This is a genomic window from Stenotrophomonas sp. AGC87, assembly GCF_057333975.1.
Genome location: NZ_JBHFHW010000038.1, coordinates 154,554 through 171,649, shown reverse-complemented (window position 1 = coordinate 171,649; position 17,096 = coordinate 154,554). Strand labels below are relative to the sequence as shown.

The following is a 17,096-nucleotide window of genomic DNA, read 5'->3' as shown; positions in this document are numbered from 1 at the left end:
CTGTGGTCAGGCCGTCGGTACTTTAGTGAGTGCGACCTCGATGCGTTTCAAGGCCTCTTCACGCCCGGCCAGGAACACGGTCTGCGAGATGTCCGGGCTGACCTGGGTGCCGGTGATGGCCACGCGCAGCGGCTGCGCCACCTTGCCCATGCCGATTTCCAGCGCCGCGGCCACGTCGTGCAGTGCCGCCGAAACGCTCTCCACCGTCCATTCCCCGGCCGCGCCCAACAGCTCGCGCGCCTTGCCCAGCGCCAGTTCCGCGCCCGGCTTGAAGTGCTTGGCCACGGCGGCTTCGTCGTACTCGGTCAACGGCTGGTACCAGACCACCGCCTTCTCGGCCATTTCCTTCAGCGTCTGCACACGATCGCGCAGCGCCACCACCACGTCCGCCGGCGCAGGACCGGCGTTCAGATCCAGGCCCAACTTGTTCAGCTGGTAGACCAGGTGCGGAGCGATGTCGGCCGGCGCTTCGGTCTTCAGGAAATGCTGGTTGACCCAGCCCAGCTTGGCCATATCCAGGCGCGCGGCCTTGGAGTTGCAGTTGGTCACATCGAACAGATCGATCAGCTCCTGGCGGCTGAACAGCTCCTGGTCGCCATGCGACCAGCCCAGGCGGGCCAAGTAGCTCAGCAGCGCGTCGGGCAGGTAGCCGGCGTCCTTGTACTGCATCACGTCTGCCGCGCCGGTGCGCTTGGACAGCTTCGCGCCCTGCTCGTCCAGGATCATCGGCATATGGCCGAACTTCGGCACGGGGGCGCCGATGCCCTCGTACAGATTGATCTGGCGCGGGGTGTTGTTGATGTGGTCGTCGCCGCGGATGACCTCGCTGATGCGCATGTCCCAATCGTCCACCACCACCGCGAAGTTGTAGGTGGGGAAACCATCCGGGCGGAAGATCACCATGTCATCGAGTTCGCTGTTGGCGATTTCGATGCGGCCCTTGATCAGGTCATCGAACACCACCGTGCCTTCCAGCGGATTCTTGAAGCGGATCACGCGGTTCGGGTCGTCCTTGTACGGCAGGCCCAGGTCCCGCGCGGCGCCGTTGTAACGCGGCTTTTCCTGCTTGGCCATGGCGGCCTCGCGCATCGCGTCCAGTTCTTCCCTGGTCTCGTAGGCGTAGTAGGCCTTGCCATCGGCGACCAGCTGCTCGGCCACTTCCAGGTAGCGGGCCACGCGCTGGGTCTGGTAGATCGGGCCTTCGTCATAGCCCAGGCCCAGCCACTCCATCGCCTCCAGGATCGCGTCGATCGCGCCCTGGGTGCTGCGCTCGCGGTCGGTATCTTCGATGCGCAGCACGAATTCGCCGCCACGGTGACGGGCCTCCAGCCAGCAGTACAGCGCCGTGCGGGCGCCACCAATGTGCAGGTAGCCGGTGGGACTGGGGGCAAAACGGGTGCGGCAGGTCATGGAGGGCTCAGGGCGGGAAACGGAATCCCGGCAATTTTACCTGTCCGGGCCGGACCCTGCCTAAATCGGAGAATCCCTACAGTCTGCTGCGTGCGGCCGTGGTCTGATGACGGGATCCCCACTTTCCTCAGGCATGCTATGACAGCGTCGCGCTTTGCCCCTCCCGGACCGCCGCGCCCGCTGGCTGGCGCGATCACCGCCGTAGTGGTGCTCGCCGCGCTGAGCGGCTGTTCGGCACCCGGCACGGGCGGTAACGAGCTGCCCGCGCAGCACCCGGCACGTCCATCGGCCCAGATGGCCCCGGCTTCGCCCCTCCGGCCAGCTCCGCCGGCCGTGACTACTGCAGCGACAGGCGCGCAACCGGACGGTCTGGTCACCACCCGACCTCATCCGGCGCCCGGGCATCTGGACGCGGCGCTGGGCTTGAACGAGGGGCTGAGCTCGGATCGGCTCTGGGGACTGCTCAATGATTCCGCCGCGTTTGAGCAGACCATGGCAGCGCTGGACCGTGCCTATGCTGCCGATGCGGATGCGCAGGACGTGCGCAGCAGCTATGAGCACGCGCTGCAGCAACGCTTGGGCACAGAGTCGGATGCACCGAAACTGAGCCGCTTGGAATGCAGCATCTCCCATTGCCTGGGCGAGATCACCGGCACGCTGGAAAATCCGTCCGCACTTTTCGGTGAGCCACGTGATGCCGCGGGCCGCCAGTTGCCGGTCAATGCGGCGATGGTGACCAGCATTCTGCCAACGGACGGCGCACCAGGCGGCTACCGCCTGGTCTTCTCGCTCGATCCCACGCCCCGCACCGGGCCGTCGCCGGCCCGGTAACCCGCTCCTCAGGGCGTCAGCAACGGCTTGCGCGGCAGCTTTTCATCGCGCATCGCCGCGTTGTAGACGAACGAGGCCACGATCGCGGCGGCCTGCTTCAGGTCCTCCGGCTCGGCGTGGTCCCAGGTGTCCAGGTTGCTGTGGTGGACGTTGGTGAAGTAGTCCAGCCGATCCTGGATGAACTGGAACCCGGGCAGGCCGACGCGATCGAACGCGATGTGGTCGGTGCTGCCGGTGTTGCGGGTGGCCACGGTGGTCGCGCCCACGTCATGGAACGGGGCCAGCCACGCTTCGAAGATCGGCACCGCGGCCAGGTTCTCCTGCGCATAGATGCCGCGGAAGCGGCCCGAGCCGTTGTCCATGTTGAAGTACGCCGAGAACTTGTCGTAATCGCGCTGGCGCTGCAGGGCGCCGGTGGGTTCACGCATCGAGGCCGGCAGCTTGAGCTGTGCCGGGTCGGTCGGCTCGGGGTAGCGCGCGAAGTGCTTGGACACGTAGTCCTGGGAGCCGATCAGCCCCTGCTCCTCGCCACTCCACAGCGCCACGCGGATGGTCCGCTTGGGCTTGGCGCCCACCGCTTTGAGGATGCGCATGGCTTCCATCATCACCGCCACGCCGGCCGCGTTGTCGGCCGCCCCGGTGCCGGTGTGCCAGGAATCCATGTGCGCGCCGAGCATCACGATCTCATCGGCCTTGCCACTGCCGCGGATCTCGGCCAGCGTGTTGTAGCCGGGCTGGTCCTGCGTATCGGTGAAACGGGCTTCGACATTCACGCGCAGCTTGACCGCCTGCTTCTGGTCGACCGCCCGCACCAGCTGGTTGTAGTGCTCGGCCATCATCGCCAGCTCGGGCACGCCGACCGGTTCACCGGCCTTGCGCGAGCCACCACCACCGACACGGATGATGCCGTTGTCCCAGCCGCTGATGCTGATCGTGGCCAGCACGCCCTGCTCGGCGAAGAAGGCATTGGTGGCACGGGTCAGTTCCTGCTTCTCCAGATATTCCTTGGCCTTCTTGGCACGGTCGGCCTTGGCATCGGCGACGTCCTTGGGCACCGCGAACACCTGCAGCTCGGCCAGGCCGGCGTCATCGTGGCGGTGCGAATCGGACTTGGTGGCCCGTTCGTAATCGCGTGCATCGTTGAGCAGCAGGATCTTGCCGGCGATCTTGCCTTTGTACTGATCCAGATCGGCGAGCTTCTTGATCTCGACCTTGATCACCTCGCCCTCGACCGGGCCGTTGGTGCCCGGGGTCCAGGCCTTCGGCAGCGCGTACAGCGGCGCCACGCGCGGGCTCAGCAGTTCCACGCTGGCGTTGCTGAACTCCCAGCCGCGACCGAATGCATCGAAGGCCTCGTCATGCACGTTGACCAGGCCCCACTCGTTGAACTTGCTGCGGGTCCAGGTGTTGGCCTCGCCCATCGCGGGCGAATTGGTCAGGCGCGGGCCGATCTGCTCGGTCAGGTGGCTGAAGGTCGCCATCACCTGCGACCGGTGGAAGGCTTCCTGGCGGATGCGGCTGACCATGTCCAGGTCCACCGTTTCCTTCGTCTGTGCATCGGCGACGCCACTCAATGCCAATGCCACGCTCAACATGCCCCACTTGAACACGATTACCCCCGCCTCTCGGCCAGACCACGAACAATCCCCGAGTCTATCGGGCGTTGTCCCGGTGCCCCCGGGCCAAGAGTCATGGTCACGCCATCCAGCCGTACCAGAGCTGGCGACGGCCAGGCAGTACCAGCAGCCAGCGGCTGCGGTCTTCCGAGGCGCTGGCGTAGACCGCCGCATGCACCGGCCAGTCCGCGGGCAACCCGCGGATGCCGACCTCACGCAACGCCTGTGCACCCTCACGCCACGGCCGATAGTCGCCACACCAGTGCGGCAGCGGCAGGCGGCCGCGCGCCTGCCGTGCCTGTTCCAGAAAGCGCAGCCCGTGCACGGTGATCGCCTCGCAGGTGGCCGGGGCCAGCCCGAAGCGCACCAGCCCCGGCGCGCCCTCGGCGCCGGGCAGCGCCAGCAGCGGTGACGGCCACCCTGAGCCTTCGCCGCTCAGCAGCGAGGCCACCTCCAGCCGGGCGGGCAGCGCCCGGCGCACTCGTTCCTGCAGACAGCGGCGCAAGCTCATGTCCGTTCCTCAGCTCAGCCGTGCGCCGAGTTCGTACCAGTCGACCCGGCGGGTCACCCACATCACCGCGGCCAGCACCCCGAACAGCAGCAGCGAGCCCATCAGCAGCGCGTTGTTCTCCGAGATCAGCAACCCGTACAGCGCGCCATACAGGGCACTGAGCATCACCGCAAAGCCCAGGCCGCGTTTCCAGCTCTTCAATACGCCGGACAGATACACGGTCTGGATGCCGATACAGGCAAGCGCCGAGAGTGCATACGCCTGCCAGAACGCGATGTGCTCGGAGAGGCTGAGCAGCAGCAGGAAGAAGATCGCCAGCGCCAGGCCGACCATCAGGTACTGCAGCGGGTGGATGCGCAGCTGCTTGATCAGCTCGAACAGGATGAAGCCGACGAAGGTGAGCAGGATGAAGAGGATGCCGTACTTGCTGGCGCGGTCGGCCTGGGTATAGACATCGACCGGATTGACCAGCTCCACGCTCACCGCTTCAGCGTCGATGTCCGGGCGGTTGCGCAGCTGGTGCTGGGCACGCGAGGCCAGCGAGGACACCGCCCACTGGGCGTCGAAGCCCTGCGCGTCCACCCTGCGCTCGTTGGGCAGGAAGCTGCCACCGAACAGCGGGTGCGGCCACGGCGAGCGCAGCGCGATGCGGCTTTCATCGCCCACCGGCACCACCGACAGCGACCGGGTGCCATCCAGCACCAGCTCCAGCTCGACCTTGCTGCCCTTGAGCACGCCACCCCGTTCATCCGCCAGGCCCGGCAAGCCGACATGCAGGCCCGTGCCGATGCCACTGACGCCGCCGGCATCGGGCAACAACGTCACGGCGTTGCCATCCACGCGCAGGTTCGGCGAACCGACCAGGCCACGCACATCGGCGATGCCCACGGTCAGAAATGGCGTGCCATACACGCGGCCTGCTTTCACCGGGTAGTCGTCATCGGCGAACGCGGCGCTGATCGTGGCCTTCCAGCTATAGACCGGCACGCGGAACAGGCCGACGCGGCGCTCGTCCGGCTGCATCACGCCGTCCACCGTGAGCGTGGCGGGCATCTGCAGCCACTGGCCCTGCTCGACCTGCTTTTCCTTCTTCTTGGTACCGGCCGCATCCACCACCTCGACCTCGCGGGTCTCGGTCCACGGCACCACCCGGATCGGGCCGGTCAGGATCTGCGCGCCGGCGCGGCTCTGCGCGACGCGCTGGTAAGCCTCGTCGCGGTAGGCCTCACGCTCGCGGATGACGCCCTTGATCAGGCTCAGCGGAATCAGCAGCAACAGGATCAGCCCGCCGACAATGGCGAACCGCAACAGCATCTTCAGGGATTTCATGGCCCGTCCTCGGTTGGGAGGGGACCAGCTTCCCGCGCGCCGGTGTGCGGGGTTTGTGCCGAGTTTGAAGTCTGTGTGAAGTGCGGCGGCGGTCAGCGCCGCGGCGGTACCGAAGGCAGCCGCAACGGCAGCCACAACACCGCCTGCGCGCCGCCGTCATCGCGGTTGCGCAGGCTCACCCTACCGCCATGCAGACGCGCTACCTCCTGCACGAACGACAGGCCCAGGCCGGAGCTGCGCTGGCCGGTGGCCGGCCGTGCCAGGGAATAGAAGCGCTCGAACACGCGGTCAAGCGCGTAGTCCGGCACGCCACTGCCGTGGTCGGCGACGGTCAGCGCAATGCCCTCGCCTTCCGCACGGGCACCGAGCGTGATGCTGCTGCCGGCCGGTGAGAACGCCACGCCATTCTCCAGCAGATTGTTGAGCGCCTGGCGCAGCAGATAGCCATCGCCCTGCACGCTCTCGGCCTGCGCCTCCACCGCGATCGTGACCCCGGCGGCCTGCGCACGCACCGCCACCGCGTCGGCGGCGGACTGCAGCAACACCGCCAGTGCAAGCCGCTCGTGCTTCTGCAGCCAGCCGTACTGTTCCACCTCGGCCAGCGCCAGCAGCTTGTCGATGGTTTCGGTGAGGCGCTGCGCCTGGCCTTCGATACTGCGGGCGAAATGCGCCCGATCCGCGTCCGGCAACGGCTCCTGCAACAGTTCGGCTGCACCGCGGATCGCGGCCAGCGGGCTCTTCATTTCATGCGTCAGCGATTGAACGTACTGCTCGACGTAGGCCTTGCCTTCCAGCTTGCGACGCATGGTTTCCAGCGCCTGGCCCAGATCGCCGATCTCATCGCGGCGCGGCTTCGGCGGCGGCACCGGTTCACCGGCGCTGACCGCCTTGGCATAGCGGTTGAGACGGTTCACGCCGTGCATCAGCCACGCGGTCATCAGCAGGCCGATCAGCGCTGAAAGGCCGATCAACCACGCACCGCGCTTCATGATGGCGCGCTGGCTGGCCGCGATGAACGGATCGATGCTTCGGTTGGGTTGGGCCAGGCTGAGCACACCGATCAAGCGGCGTCCGTCGGCCGGATCGAAGATCGGCGCGGCCACGTGCATCACCGAGTGGGTGTCGTCGCCGGGCGTCTCCGGGCTGGAGCGCGCGCCGTATTCGCCACGCAGGGTACGGTACACATCGTTCCAGCGTGAGTTGTCGCGCCCCACATCGCGGCCGGTCGAGTCGTACACCACGATGCCCTTGGCATCGGTGATGGTGACCTGGTAATCCAGCGTGCGTTTGGGAAAGCGCCACACCATCGCCTTCGGGTCGCGGCGCTTGGCGCGCGCCAGATCGGCGACAAAGCGACCGTCGCGGATGTGCCCGGCCTTGAGATCGGCCGCGGCCATTTCCGCCAGCACGTTGGCCGCATCGACCAACGTGGACTCCATCGCCTGGCGCACGCCAGGCTTCACTTCGTTGACGAAGATACGCATCACGAAGAACGCGGCGATACCCACGATCAGGAAAAAGCCCAGGAACAGTTTCAGGCCCAGCCGCATGCCTACACCTCCAGTGCGTAGCCCAGGCCACGGTGGGTGCGGATCGGGTCGGTCTCGGCGCCCGCGGCACGCAACTTGGCGCGCAGGGTTTTGACGTGGGTATCCACGGTGCGGTCGGCGCTGTCGGCGTCGCTGTCCCAGCCGCGGTCCATCAGCTGGGCGCGGCTGAGGATCGCGCCGGGGCGCTGCAGCAGGGCCGCCATCAGCGCGTATTCGTAGCGGGTCAGATCCAGCGGCTGGTCACCGAAGCGGATCCGGCTGCCCTCGCGATCAATCGAGAAGCGCCCCAGCTGCTGCCAGCCGGTGGTGTCGGCAGGGGCCGCGGACCGGCGCAGGCGCGCACGCACCCGCGCCACCAGTTCGCGCGGCGAGAAGGGCTTGGCCATATAGTCGTCCGCGCCCAGTTCCAGGCCGAGCACCCGGTCGAACTCGTCATTGCGGGCGGTCAGGAAGATCACCGGCACCTCGCTGAAGGTGCGCAGCGTGCGGCAGACCTCGAAACCGCTCATGTCCGGCAGGCCGACATCCAGCACCACCACATCGAAGGCGTGCTGGCGCAGCCGGGCCAGCGCCTCACCGCCGAGCAGGCAATGCTGGGCGCCGTAGCCTTCACTGCGCAGTGCATACAGAACGGTATCGGCGATGGCGGTTTCGTCCTCGACCACCAGGACGTTGTGCAGGGGGTGGCTCATGCGCGCAGCATAGCCGCTGGGCCCGCCGCCCCGTACACTGCGCCGATGAATTACCGCCACGCCTTCCATGCCGGCAACCATGCCGATGTGCTCAAGCACATCGTGCAGCTTGCCCTGCTCGACACCTTCAAGCGCAAGGACAGCCCGTTCTTCGTGCTGGACACCCACGGCGGCGCAGGCCGCTACCTGCTGGCCAGCGAGGAAAGCCGCAAGACGCTGGAGGCCGAAGACGGCGTGATGCGCCTGATGGCCCAGCCGCAGCTGCCCGCGGTGGTGGAGCGCTACCTCAAGGCGGTCCAGGCCGACAACCCGGTCGGGGCGATGATCAGCTACCCCGGCTCGCCGCTGCTGACCGCCCAGACCCTGCGCGAGCAGGACCGCATGGCCGTCTGCGAAGTGCAGGATGCCGAAGCCACGGCGCTGAAGGCACTGTTCGCCCATGACAGCCGGGTGGCCGTGTATCACGCCGATGGCTATGCCCAGAACAAGAAGCTGCTGCCGCCCAAGGCCAACGGCGTGAAGATCGGCCGTGGGCTGGTCCTGATCGACCCGCCCTACGAGGGGCAGGACGCCGAGTACCAGGCCATCCTGGCCTCGGTGACCGAGATCCTGGGCCGCTGGCCGCAGGCCAGTTTTGCGATCTGGTTCCCGATCAAGCAGCGCCGGACCATCCTGCATTTCCTGCGCAAGGCCTGTGCCCTGCCCGTGAAATCGGTGCTGACCGCCGAGCTGCTGATCCGCCCGGACGACTCCCCGCTGCGGCTCAATGGCAGCGGCATGCTGCTGCTCAACCCGCCGTGGCAGTTCGACCAGGTCCTGGCCCCGGCCATGCCGGCGCTCAAGCAGCACCTGGGCGAGGCCGGCGCCTCGACCCGCCTGCAGTGGCTCAAGCAGGCCGAATGACCCCCTGAATCCAGGCCGGAACCCCGGCCTGGCCGGCGCCTCCCGTCCGGCGCGGCGTGAGTGATCCGTTCACGGAACGCTGCCCCCGGGATGCGAGAATCCGAAGACCACCAAGGAATCACCGGTATGGCTACCCGTAACCGCATGCCGCCCTGGCACGAGATTTTCAAGGCACCCAGTGGCCACGAGCTGCTGATCCGCCCCATCCGGCCGGAAGACGGCCCGCCGCTGCATGCCGCCTTCAGTCTGTTCGGTCCCGAAGAGATCCGCGACCGCTTCCTGCAGTCGGTGACCGAACTGTCGCCGGAAACGACGCAGCGCCTGACCCATCCCAATCCCAAGAGCGAAATCACCCTGGTCGCGGCCGAGTCGCTGCCCGCCGGTGAAGCCGTGGTGGGTGCGGTCGCGCGTGCCTCGATCATCCCCGGCACCCGCGAGGCCGAGTACGCCATCCTGGTCAGCCGCTTCCTGGTCGGCCAGGGCCTGGGCCGGCAGTTGATGCGCAAGCTGGTCAAATGGGCGCGCGGCAAGTACCTGGATCGTCTGTACGGTGATGTTGCCGAAGAGAACGAGCCGATGAAGCAGCTGGCCGCCTCGCTGGGCTTCCAGCCGATCCCGCACCCGAACGGTACGCCGGGCCTGGTGCGCATGGTGCTTGAACTCGACAGCTGAAACAGGGCGGATGTCCGCGCCCTGATCGGCAGAGCCGGCCGCTGGCCGGCTCCCGAACATCACGCCTCGCCTGGAGCCGGCCGCTGGCACTACCGTTGACTGCCAGCGGCCTGCACGACCGGCAACGTGGCACGGGCCGTGCGTTTGCCCGCCGCCGGATGACGCAGCCGCCACGCTGCGGTCTGCTAAAATCGACGGTTCATGTCACGCACCTCCTATCCCGTTCCGCCGCTGCCACGTCCTGGACAGCTCCGCGCCTGGTGGCGCGCTCCCGCTTCGGCGACAGCGCTGGCGTGGTACATCGCCCGCGCGGCGCAGTCGCACGACGGGCCGTTGCTGGTGGTCGCGCGCGACAACCATGGCGCGAACCAGATCGAAGCGGACCTGCACACCCTGCTGGGCAGTGCCGGCGACGTGCCGATCGTGGCCTTCCCGGATTGGGAAACCCTGCCCTACGACGCCTTCAGCCCGCACCCGGACATCATTTCCCAGCGCCTGGCCGCGCTGCACGCCCTGCCTGCGCTCAAGCGCGGCATCGTGGTGGTGCCGGTGCAGACGCTGCTGCAGCAGTTGGCCCCGCTCAAGTACGTCATCGGTGGCAGCTTCGACCTGACGGTCGGCCAGCGCCTGGATCTGGATGCGGAAAAGCGCCGCCTGGAATCGGCCGGCTATCGCAACGTGCCGCAGGTGATGGACCCGGGTGATTTCGCCGTACGTGGCGGCCTGCTCGATGTCTACCCGATGGGGGCCGAGGCGCCGCTGCGGGTGGAACTGCTCGACGAAGACATCGATTCGATCCGCGCCTTCGATCCGGAGTCGCAGCGCTCGCTGGACAAGGTCGAGGCGGTGCACATGCTGCCCGGCCGTGAGGTACCGCTGGATGATCTCAGCGTCTCGCGCGTGCTCAACACGCTGCGCGAGCGCTTCGATGTGGATACCCGGCGCAGCGCGCTGTACCAGGATCTCAAGGCGGGTATCGCGCCGGCCGGCATCGAGTACTACCTGCCGCTGTTCTTCGACAAGACCGCGACCCTGCTCGATTACCTGCAGCCCAACGTGCTGCCGGTGCTGGCGCCGAACGTGTTCGATGCTGCGGCCGCCTTCTGGGCGCAGACGCAGAACCGCTACGAGCAGCGCCGCCACGATGTCGAGCGCCCGCTGCTGGCGCCGGAAGAGCTGTATGCCAGCCCCGAGCAACTGCGCGCCACGCTCAACGGCCTGGCCCGCGTCGAAGTCTGGCCGCTGGATCACGACCGCATCGGTGATGCACAGCCGCTGGGCGACCAGCCCCTGCCGCCGCTGCCGGTGGCCGCACGCGATGCCCCGGCTGCCGAGGCACTGAAATCCTTCATCGGTCATTATCCGGGCCGGGTGTTGATCGCCGCCGATTCCGCCGGCCGCCGCGAAGCCCTGCTGGAAGTGCTGCTCGCCGCCGAGCTGAAGCCGCCGGTGGTCGCCGATCTGCCCGGCTTCCTGGCCGACGACAGCGTCCGCTTCGGCATTACCGTGGCGCCGCTGGAAGACGGTTTCGCCCTGGAAAGCCCGCCGATCGCGGTGCTGACCGAACGTCAGCTGTTCCCCGAACGCGCCGGCCAGCAGCGCCGCAGCCGCCGGGCCGGGCGCGAGCCCGAAGCGATCATCCGCGACCTCGGCGAGCTCAGCGAAGGCTCCCCGATCGTGCATGAAGACCACGGTGTCGGCCGCTACCGCGGCCTGATCGTGCTCGATGCCGGCGGTATGCCCGGCGAGTTCCTGGAAATCGAATACGCCAAGGGCGACCGCCTGTATGTGCCGGTCGCCCAGCTGCACCTGATCAGCCGCTATTCCGGTGCCTCGCCGGAAACCGCGCCGCTGCATTCACTCGGTGGCGAGCAGTGGACCAAGGCCAAGCGCAAGGCCGCCGAAAAGGTCCGCGACGTCGCCGCCGAACTGCTGGAAATCCAGGCGCGCCGGCGTGCCCGTGCCGGCCTGGCGCTGCACGTGGACCGCGCGATGTACGAGCCGTTCGCGGCCGGCTTCCCGTTCGAGGAAACACCTGATCAGCTGGCCGCGATCGACGCGACGCTGCGCGATCTGGCCAGCAGCCAGCCGATGGACCGCGTGGTCTGCGGCGATGTCGGCTTCGGCAAGACCGAGGTCGCCGTGCGCGCCGCGTTCGCCGCCGCCAGCGCCGGCAAGCAGGTTGCCGTGCTGGTGCCGACCACCCTGCTGGCCGAACAGCATTACCGCAACTTCCGCGATCGCTTCGCCGATTGGCCGCTCAGGGTGGAGGTGCTGTCGCGCTTCAAATCCACCAAGGAGATCAAGGCCGAACTGGAGAAGGTCGCCGCCGGCACCATCGACGTCATCATCGGTACCCATCGCCTGCTGCAGCCGGACGTGAAGTTCAAGGACCTCGGTCTGGTTGTAGTGGATGAGGAGCAGCGCTTCGGTGTGCGCCAGAAGGAAGCGCTCAAAGCGATGCGCGCCAACGTGCATCTGCTGACGCTGACCGCCACGCCGATTCCCCGCACGCTCAACATGGCCATGGCCGGGCTGCGTGATCTGTCGATCATCGCCACCCCGCCGCCGAACCGGCTGGCGGTCAAGACCTTCATCACCGCCTGGGACAACGCGCTGCTGCGCGAAGCCTTCCAGCGCGAACTGGCCCGTGGTGGCCAGCTGTACTTCCTGCACAACGACGTGGAGAGCATCGGCCGCATGCAGCGCGAGCTGGCCGAGCTGGTGCCCGAAGCACGTATCGGTATCGCCCATGGGCAGATGCCCGAGCGCGAGCTGGAGCGGGTGATGCTGGACTTCCAGAAGCAGCGCTTCAACGTGCTGCTGTCGACCACGATCATCGAATCGGGCATCGACATCCCCAACGCCAATACCATCATCATCAACCGCGCCGACCGCTTCGGCCTGGCCCAGCTGCACCAGCTGCGTGGCCGCGTGGGTCGCTCGCACCACCGGGCGTACGCCTACCTGGTGGTGCCGGACAAGCGCGCGATGACACCCGATGCCGAGAAGCGTTTGGAGGCGATCGCCTCGATGGACGAACTCGGTGCCGGCTTCACCCTGGCTACCCACGATCTGGAAATCCGCGGTGCTGGCGAACTGCTTGGCGAGGACCAGAGCGGCCAGATGGCCGAGGTCGGCTTCAGCCTGTACACCGAGCTGCTGGAACGTGCGGTGCGCAGCATCCGCCTGGGCAAGCTGCCGGACCTGGATGCGGGCGAAGAAGCGCGCGGTGCCGAGGTCGAACTGCATGTGCCGGCCTTGATACCGGATGACTACCTGCCCGACGTGCATACCCGCCTGACCCTGTACAAGCGGATCAGCAGCGCGCGTGACAGCGCTGAGCTGCGCGAACTGCAGGTGGAGATGATCGACCGCTTCGGCCTGCTGCCGGACCCGGCCAAGCACCTGTTCGCGATCGCCGAGCTCAAGCTGCAGGCCAACGTGCTGGGTATCCGCAAGCTGGAGCTGGGCGAGAACGGCGGCCGCATCGTGTTCAATCCCAAGCCGGAGATCGACCCGATGGCGGTGATCCAGCTGATCCAGAAGCAGCCCAAGCTGTACACGATGGATGGGCCAGACAAGCTGCGCATCAAGCACCCCTTGCCGCTGCCGGAAGACCGCTTCAGCGCCGCCAAGGCCCTGTTGCTGACCCTCTCCCCGCGCTGATTTCACGCCTGGCGTTGGTCGCCAGGCGCTATCTTTTCACCGGCACGGGCGGCATGCCGTCCTGCCAGGATGGCGGTCTTCCGGCCGCCCACCACCGGACGCCCCCATGTTCGACTCCCCCCGGTTCGACGATGCCCATCCGCAGGCGTGTTCCATCGATGCCCTGTCGATGTCGCTGCAGATGCGCGACCAATACACCCGTTTCCACTGCGACCGGGTCGGCCTGCTCGGCGATCAGCTGGGGCGCCTGTGCGATCTGAACGAGACGCAGCGCGCGCATCTGGCGCTGGCCGCCCGCTTCCATGACATCGGCAAGATCGGCATTCCGGACAACGTGCTGTTGTATCCCGCGCGCCTGGACGACGCACAGCGCGCGATCATGCGCACCCACCCCGAACGTGGCGAGCGCATCTTCGCCACCACCGGGCGCAGTGACGCCGCCGAGGTGGCGCGGTTGATCCGCAGCCATCACGAGGCGTTCGATGGGAGTGGTTATCCGGATGGCCTGAAAGGCAGCGACATTCCACTGGGCGCGCGCGTGCTCACCATCGTCGATGGCTACGATGCCATGACCACCACCCGCCCCTACCGCGGCCCGATGCCGCATGCCAAGGCGATGGGCATCCTTGCCGAGCAGCAGGGTGGCCTGGTGGATCCGGAGGTGTTCGGCCTGTTCACCCGGATGATGGCCGCCACGACATAGTCTCCGCTGGGGTTTGCCGCGAGCGTGCTGGAAAAGAAAAACCCGGCGTTCGCCGGGTTTTTCGTATCACTCAACCGCGTGCGATCACCAGATCACAACGCGCTTGTCGTCGGCCCGCACCATCGCATCGCCGGCCTTGCACTCGAACGCCTGCGCGTACGCCGGCATGTTCGAGGGCGCGCCATTGGCACGGAAGTTCGCCGGGGCGTGCGGATCGGTGTTCAGCCGCACGCGCAGCTCGCCTTCGTTGAAGTTGCGGCGCCACACGGTGGCCCAGTTCATGAAGAAGCGCTGGTCCTGCGTGTGGCCGTCGACCGCCACGTTGGCCTTCGGGTCTTCCTTCAGCGCCATCTGCAGCGCGTCGTAGGCCACGGTCAGGCCACCCAGGTCGCCGATGTTCTCGCCCAGGGTCAGCTTGCCCTTCACGTTCACGCCCGGCAGCGACTCATAGCCGTCGAACTGCGCGACCAGCTGGTCGGTACGCTGGGTGAAGGCGGCACGGTCGCTGTCGGTCCACCAGTTGTCGAAGTTGCCGTTGGCGGCGAACTGGCTGCCCGAGTCGTCGTAGCCGTGCATCATCTCGTGGCCGATGACCGCACCGATGCCGCCGTAGTTGAGCGCCGGATCGGCCTTGGCGTCGAAGAACGGCGCCTGCAGGATCGCCGCCGGGAACACGATCTCGTTCTTGGTGGCGTTGTAGTAGGCGTTGACGGTCTGCGGGGTCATGCCCCACTCGGTCTTGTCGACCGGCTTGCCGATCTTGTTGAGCATGAAGCGGTAGTTGAACGTGCGCGCGGCCTGCATGTTGCCCAGGTAGCTGTCGCCGTTGGTTTCCAGGCCCGACCAGTCACGCCACTTGTCCGGATAGCCGATCTTCGGGGTGAAGCTGGCCCACTTCTCCAGTGCCTTCTTGCGGGTGTCTTCGCTCATCCACTCCAGCTTCTCCAGCCGCGCCTTCAGCGCCACCGAGAGGTTCTCCACCAGGTGCTGCATCTGCACCTTGGAGTCGGCCGGGAACACGGCGTCGACATACATCTGGCCCAGGCCTTCACCGATGGCGCCGTTGACCGACTCCAGCACGCGCTTCCAGCGCGGCTGCATTTCCTTCTGGCCACGCAGGGTGGTGCTGTAGAAATCGAAGTTGGCCTTTTCGAAGGCGCTGCTCAGGTACGGCGAAGCGTCATCGATGGTGTGGAAGCGCAGGTAGGCCTGCCAGGTGGCGGCCGGCACGTCGGCCAGCATCTTGTCCACTTCACCGAAGAAGCCCGGCTGGGCCATCGAGAACTTCTGCGCGGCCGGCACCTTCAGGGTGTCGAACAGGGCGGTCCAGCTGAAGTTCGGGGTCAGCTTGTCTGCGTCCGCCGCGCTGACCGGGTTGTAACGCTTGGCCGGGTCACGCATTTCGATGCGCGACATCGAGGCCTTGGCCAGACGCGTTTCGAAGTCCATCACGGCCTTGGCCTGGGTCTTGGCCTGCTCGGCGTCGACGCCGGACAGGGTCAGCACCTGGGCGATGTAGGCAACGTACGCATCGCGGATCTTGGCCTGCGAATCGTCGAAGTAATAGCCCTTCTCCGGCAGGCCGAGGCCGCCCTGGCCGACATAGGCGATGACGTTGGCCGAATCCTTGTAATCGGCATTGGCGAACAGCGAGAACAGCACGCCCTGGCCCACCGCCTGGCTGTCGCGCAGGTACTGGGTGATGGCGGCGGTGTCGTTCAGCGCGGCGATCTTGTCCAGCTGCGGCTGCAGCGGGGTGATGCCAGCGGCTTCGATCTTTGCCTCGTCCGAACCGGTCTTCCAGATGTCGCCGATCTTGGCTTCCACCGTGCCGGCCTTGGCCTGGCTGGCGGCAGCCTGCTGGACCAGCGCGTGCTGCACTTCCAGCGAGCGCTCGCGCAGGATTTCGAAGCTGCCCCAGGTGGTCTGGTCGTTCGGGACCGGGTTGGCCTTGAGCCACTTGCTGTTCACGAACCCGTTGAGGTCGGTACAGGCGGCGATGGCGGTATCCAGATCGGCATTGTTGAGCGAGATCAGCGCGGTCTTGATCTGCGACTGATCAAACGCCGGCGTGGCATCGGCGGTGGCGGCAGGCGCGGTATCGGTCTTGCCGCAGGAGGCCAGCGACACGGCGATGGCGGCGGTCAGGCCCAGCGGGACCAGCTTGGAAAACTTCATTCGACTCTCCGGCTACAGATGGATGCATCACCCGGATCACGGGCAATCGGGCAGCGTAGCGCGGGAGGGGCGGCGGGGGACCGGCCAAAGGTCACACCATCGTGCGGCGGTAGAGCCACTCCATGGGTGGCGGCAGGAACCCGGCGTCGCGTGCAGCCACCCATGGGGTGGCCCTACCCGCGGCGGTAAAGAAAAGGCCGGCTTGCGCCGGCCTTTCGCTTTTACTTGGCCTTACCCTGGTTCGCCACGGCCTCAGCGGCCTTGCGTGCCGCTTCCGGGGCGCCCAGGTAGCGGAACGACTGCACCGTCAGGTCGTCGTTGAGTTCGAACAGCAGCGGGATGCCGGTCGGGATGTTGAGCTCCAGGATGGCTTCCTGCGAAACGTTGTTGAGGTACTTGTACAGCGCGCGCAGCGAGTTGCCGTGGGCGGTGACCAGCACGGTCTTGCCGTCCTTGAGCTGGGGGGCGATCGAATCGAACCAGTACGGCAGCACGCGATCCAGCGTGGTGGCCAGCGATTCGGTGCCCGGCAGCGCGTTGCGGTCCAGGCCGGCATAACGACGGTCGTGGATCGGGTGGCCCGGGTCTTCGATGTCCATCGCCGGCGGCGGGATGTCGTAGGAACGGCGCCAGATCTTGACCTGGTCCTCGCCATGCTTGGCGGCGGTCTCGGCTTTGTCCAGGCCCTGCAGGCCGCCGTAATGGCGCTCGTTCAAGCGCCAGCTTTTGCTGACCGGCAGCCAGTCCTGGTCCAGTTCGGCCAGGGCACCCTGCAGGGTGTGGATGGCGCGCTTGAGCACCGAGGTATGCGCGACATCGAACTGCAGGCCTTCTTCACGCATCAGGCGGCCGGCGGCGGCGGCCTCGCGGCGGCCCTGCTCGGTCAGTTCCACGTCCACCCAGCCGGTGAAGCGGTTGTCCAGGTTCCACTGGCTCTGGCCGTGGCGCAACAGTACGAGTTTCCGGGTCACTGCAGTATCTCCGACAGATGGCAAGGCAGACCCGCATTGTAGCGGCAACCCTGCCCTGCCC

Annotated in this window: 13 protein-coding genes; 5 read left to right on the top strand and 8 right to left on the bottom strand. The window is 67.0% G+C overall.

The genetic code is table 11. The features are described from left to right. Positions 1 to 6: 6 nt before the first annotated feature. Positions 7 to 1,410, bottom strand: a complete 1,404-nt coding sequence (gene gltX / locus ACE026_RS15745) for a glutamate--tRNA ligase (RefSeq protein WP_486039773.1) — start codon at positions 1,408 to 1,410, stop codon at positions 7 to 9. Positions 1,411 to 1,548: 138 nt separating this feature from the next. On the opposite strand from gltX, the gene ACE026_RS15740 reads away from it, so the two are divergent. Further along, positions 1,549 to 2,241 carry a hypothetical protein gene (locus tag ACE026_RS15740; protein WP_486039771.1) on the top strand — a complete coding sequence of 231 codons (693 nt, stop codon included), beginning with the start codon at positions 1,549 to 1,551 and terminating at the stop codon, positions 2,239 to 2,241. A gap of 8 nt (positions 2,242 to 2,249) precedes the next feature. On the opposite strand, the gene ACE026_RS15735 is transcribed toward ACE026_RS15740, so the two are convergent. The 5 genes from ACE026_RS15735 to creB all read right to left on the bottom strand — a co-directional run bounded on the left by ACE026_RS15735 (position 2,250) and on the right by creB (position 7,939). After that, a complete protein-coding gene (locus ACE026_RS15735; RefSeq protein ID WP_486039797.1) occupies positions 2,250 to 3,836 on the bottom strand; it encodes a M28 family metallopeptidase in 1,587 nt (528 codons plus the stop codon). A gap of 100 nt (positions 3,837 to 3,936) precedes the next feature. Continuing rightward, positions 3,937 to 4,368 (bottom strand): hypothetical protein, encoded by a 432-nt coding sequence (locus ACE026_RS15730; protein WP_486039770.1) that lies wholly within the window; start codon positions 4,366 to 4,368, stop codon positions 3,937 to 3,939. 9 nt (positions 4,369 to 4,377) lie between these two features. Beyond that, positions 4,378 to 5,697, bottom strand: a complete 1,320-nt coding sequence (creD, locus tag ACE026_RS15725; protein ID WP_486039768.1) for a cell envelope integrity protein CreD — start codon at positions 5,695 to 5,697, stop codon at positions 4,378 to 4,380. Positions 5,698 to 5,789: 92 nt separating this feature from the next. Then, positions 5,790 to 7,247 carry a two-component system sensor histidine kinase CreC gene (gene creC, locus ACE026_RS15720; protein WP_486039766.1) on the bottom strand — a complete coding sequence of 486 codons (1,458 nt, stop codon included), beginning with the start codon at positions 7,245 to 7,247 and terminating at the stop codon, positions 5,790 to 5,792. 2 nt (positions 7,248 to 7,249) lie between these two features. Further along, positions 7,250 to 7,939, bottom strand: a complete 690-nt coding sequence (gene creB, locus ACE026_RS15715; protein WP_121041385.1) for a two-component system response regulator CreB — start codon at positions 7,937 to 7,939, stop codon at positions 7,250 to 7,252. Between the two features lie 45 nt (positions 7,940 to 7,984). On the opposite strand from creB, the gene ACE026_RS15710 reads away from it, so the two are divergent. The 4 genes from ACE026_RS15710 to ACE026_RS15695 all read left to right on the top strand — a co-directional run bounded on the left by ACE026_RS15710 (position 7,985) and on the right by ACE026_RS15695 (position 13,886). Beyond that, positions 7,985 to 8,842 carry a 23S rRNA (adenine(2030)-N(6))-methyltransferase RlmJ gene (locus ACE026_RS15710; RefSeq protein WP_282263631.1) on the top strand — a complete coding sequence of 286 codons (858 nt, stop codon included), beginning with the start codon at positions 7,985 to 7,987 and terminating at the stop codon, positions 8,840 to 8,842. A gap of 126 nt (positions 8,843 to 8,968) precedes the next feature. Continuing rightward, positions 8,969 to 9,514, top strand: coding sequence for a GNAT family N-acetyltransferase (locus tag ACE026_RS15705; protein ID WP_019184458.1), 546 nt, complete (start codon positions 8,969 to 8,971; stop codon positions 9,512 to 9,514). 201 nt (positions 9,515 to 9,715) lie between these two features. After that, complete coding sequence (gene mfd / locus ACE026_RS15700; RefSeq protein WP_486039764.1) at positions 9,716 to 13,183, top strand: transcription-repair coupling factor; 3,468 nt, start codon at positions 9,716 to 9,718, stop codon at positions 13,181 to 13,183. Positions 13,184 to 13,289: 106 nt separating this feature from the next. Further along, complete coding sequence (locus ACE026_RS15695; RefSeq protein ID WP_486039762.1) at positions 13,290 to 13,886, top strand: HD-GYP domain-containing protein; 597 nt, start codon at positions 13,290 to 13,292, stop codon at positions 13,884 to 13,886. 84 nt (positions 13,887 to 13,970) lie between these two features. Here ACE026_RS15695 and ACE026_RS15690 read toward each other — a convergent pair whose 3' ends face one another. Then, positions 13,971 to 16,064: a M13 family metallopeptidase gene (locus tag ACE026_RS15690; protein ID WP_486039760.1), complete on the bottom strand. Its 2,094-nt coding sequence runs from the start codon at positions 16,062 to 16,064 to the stop codon at positions 13,971 to 13,973. A 221-nt stretch (positions 16,065 to 16,285) separates the two neighbouring features. After that, entirely contained in the window at positions 16,286 to 17,035 is a 750-nt protein-coding gene (gene gpmA / locus ACE026_RS15685; protein ID WP_486039758.1) for a 2,3-diphosphoglycerate-dependent phosphoglycerate mutase, read from the bottom strand. Positions 17,036 to 17,096 lie beyond the last annotated feature (61 nt).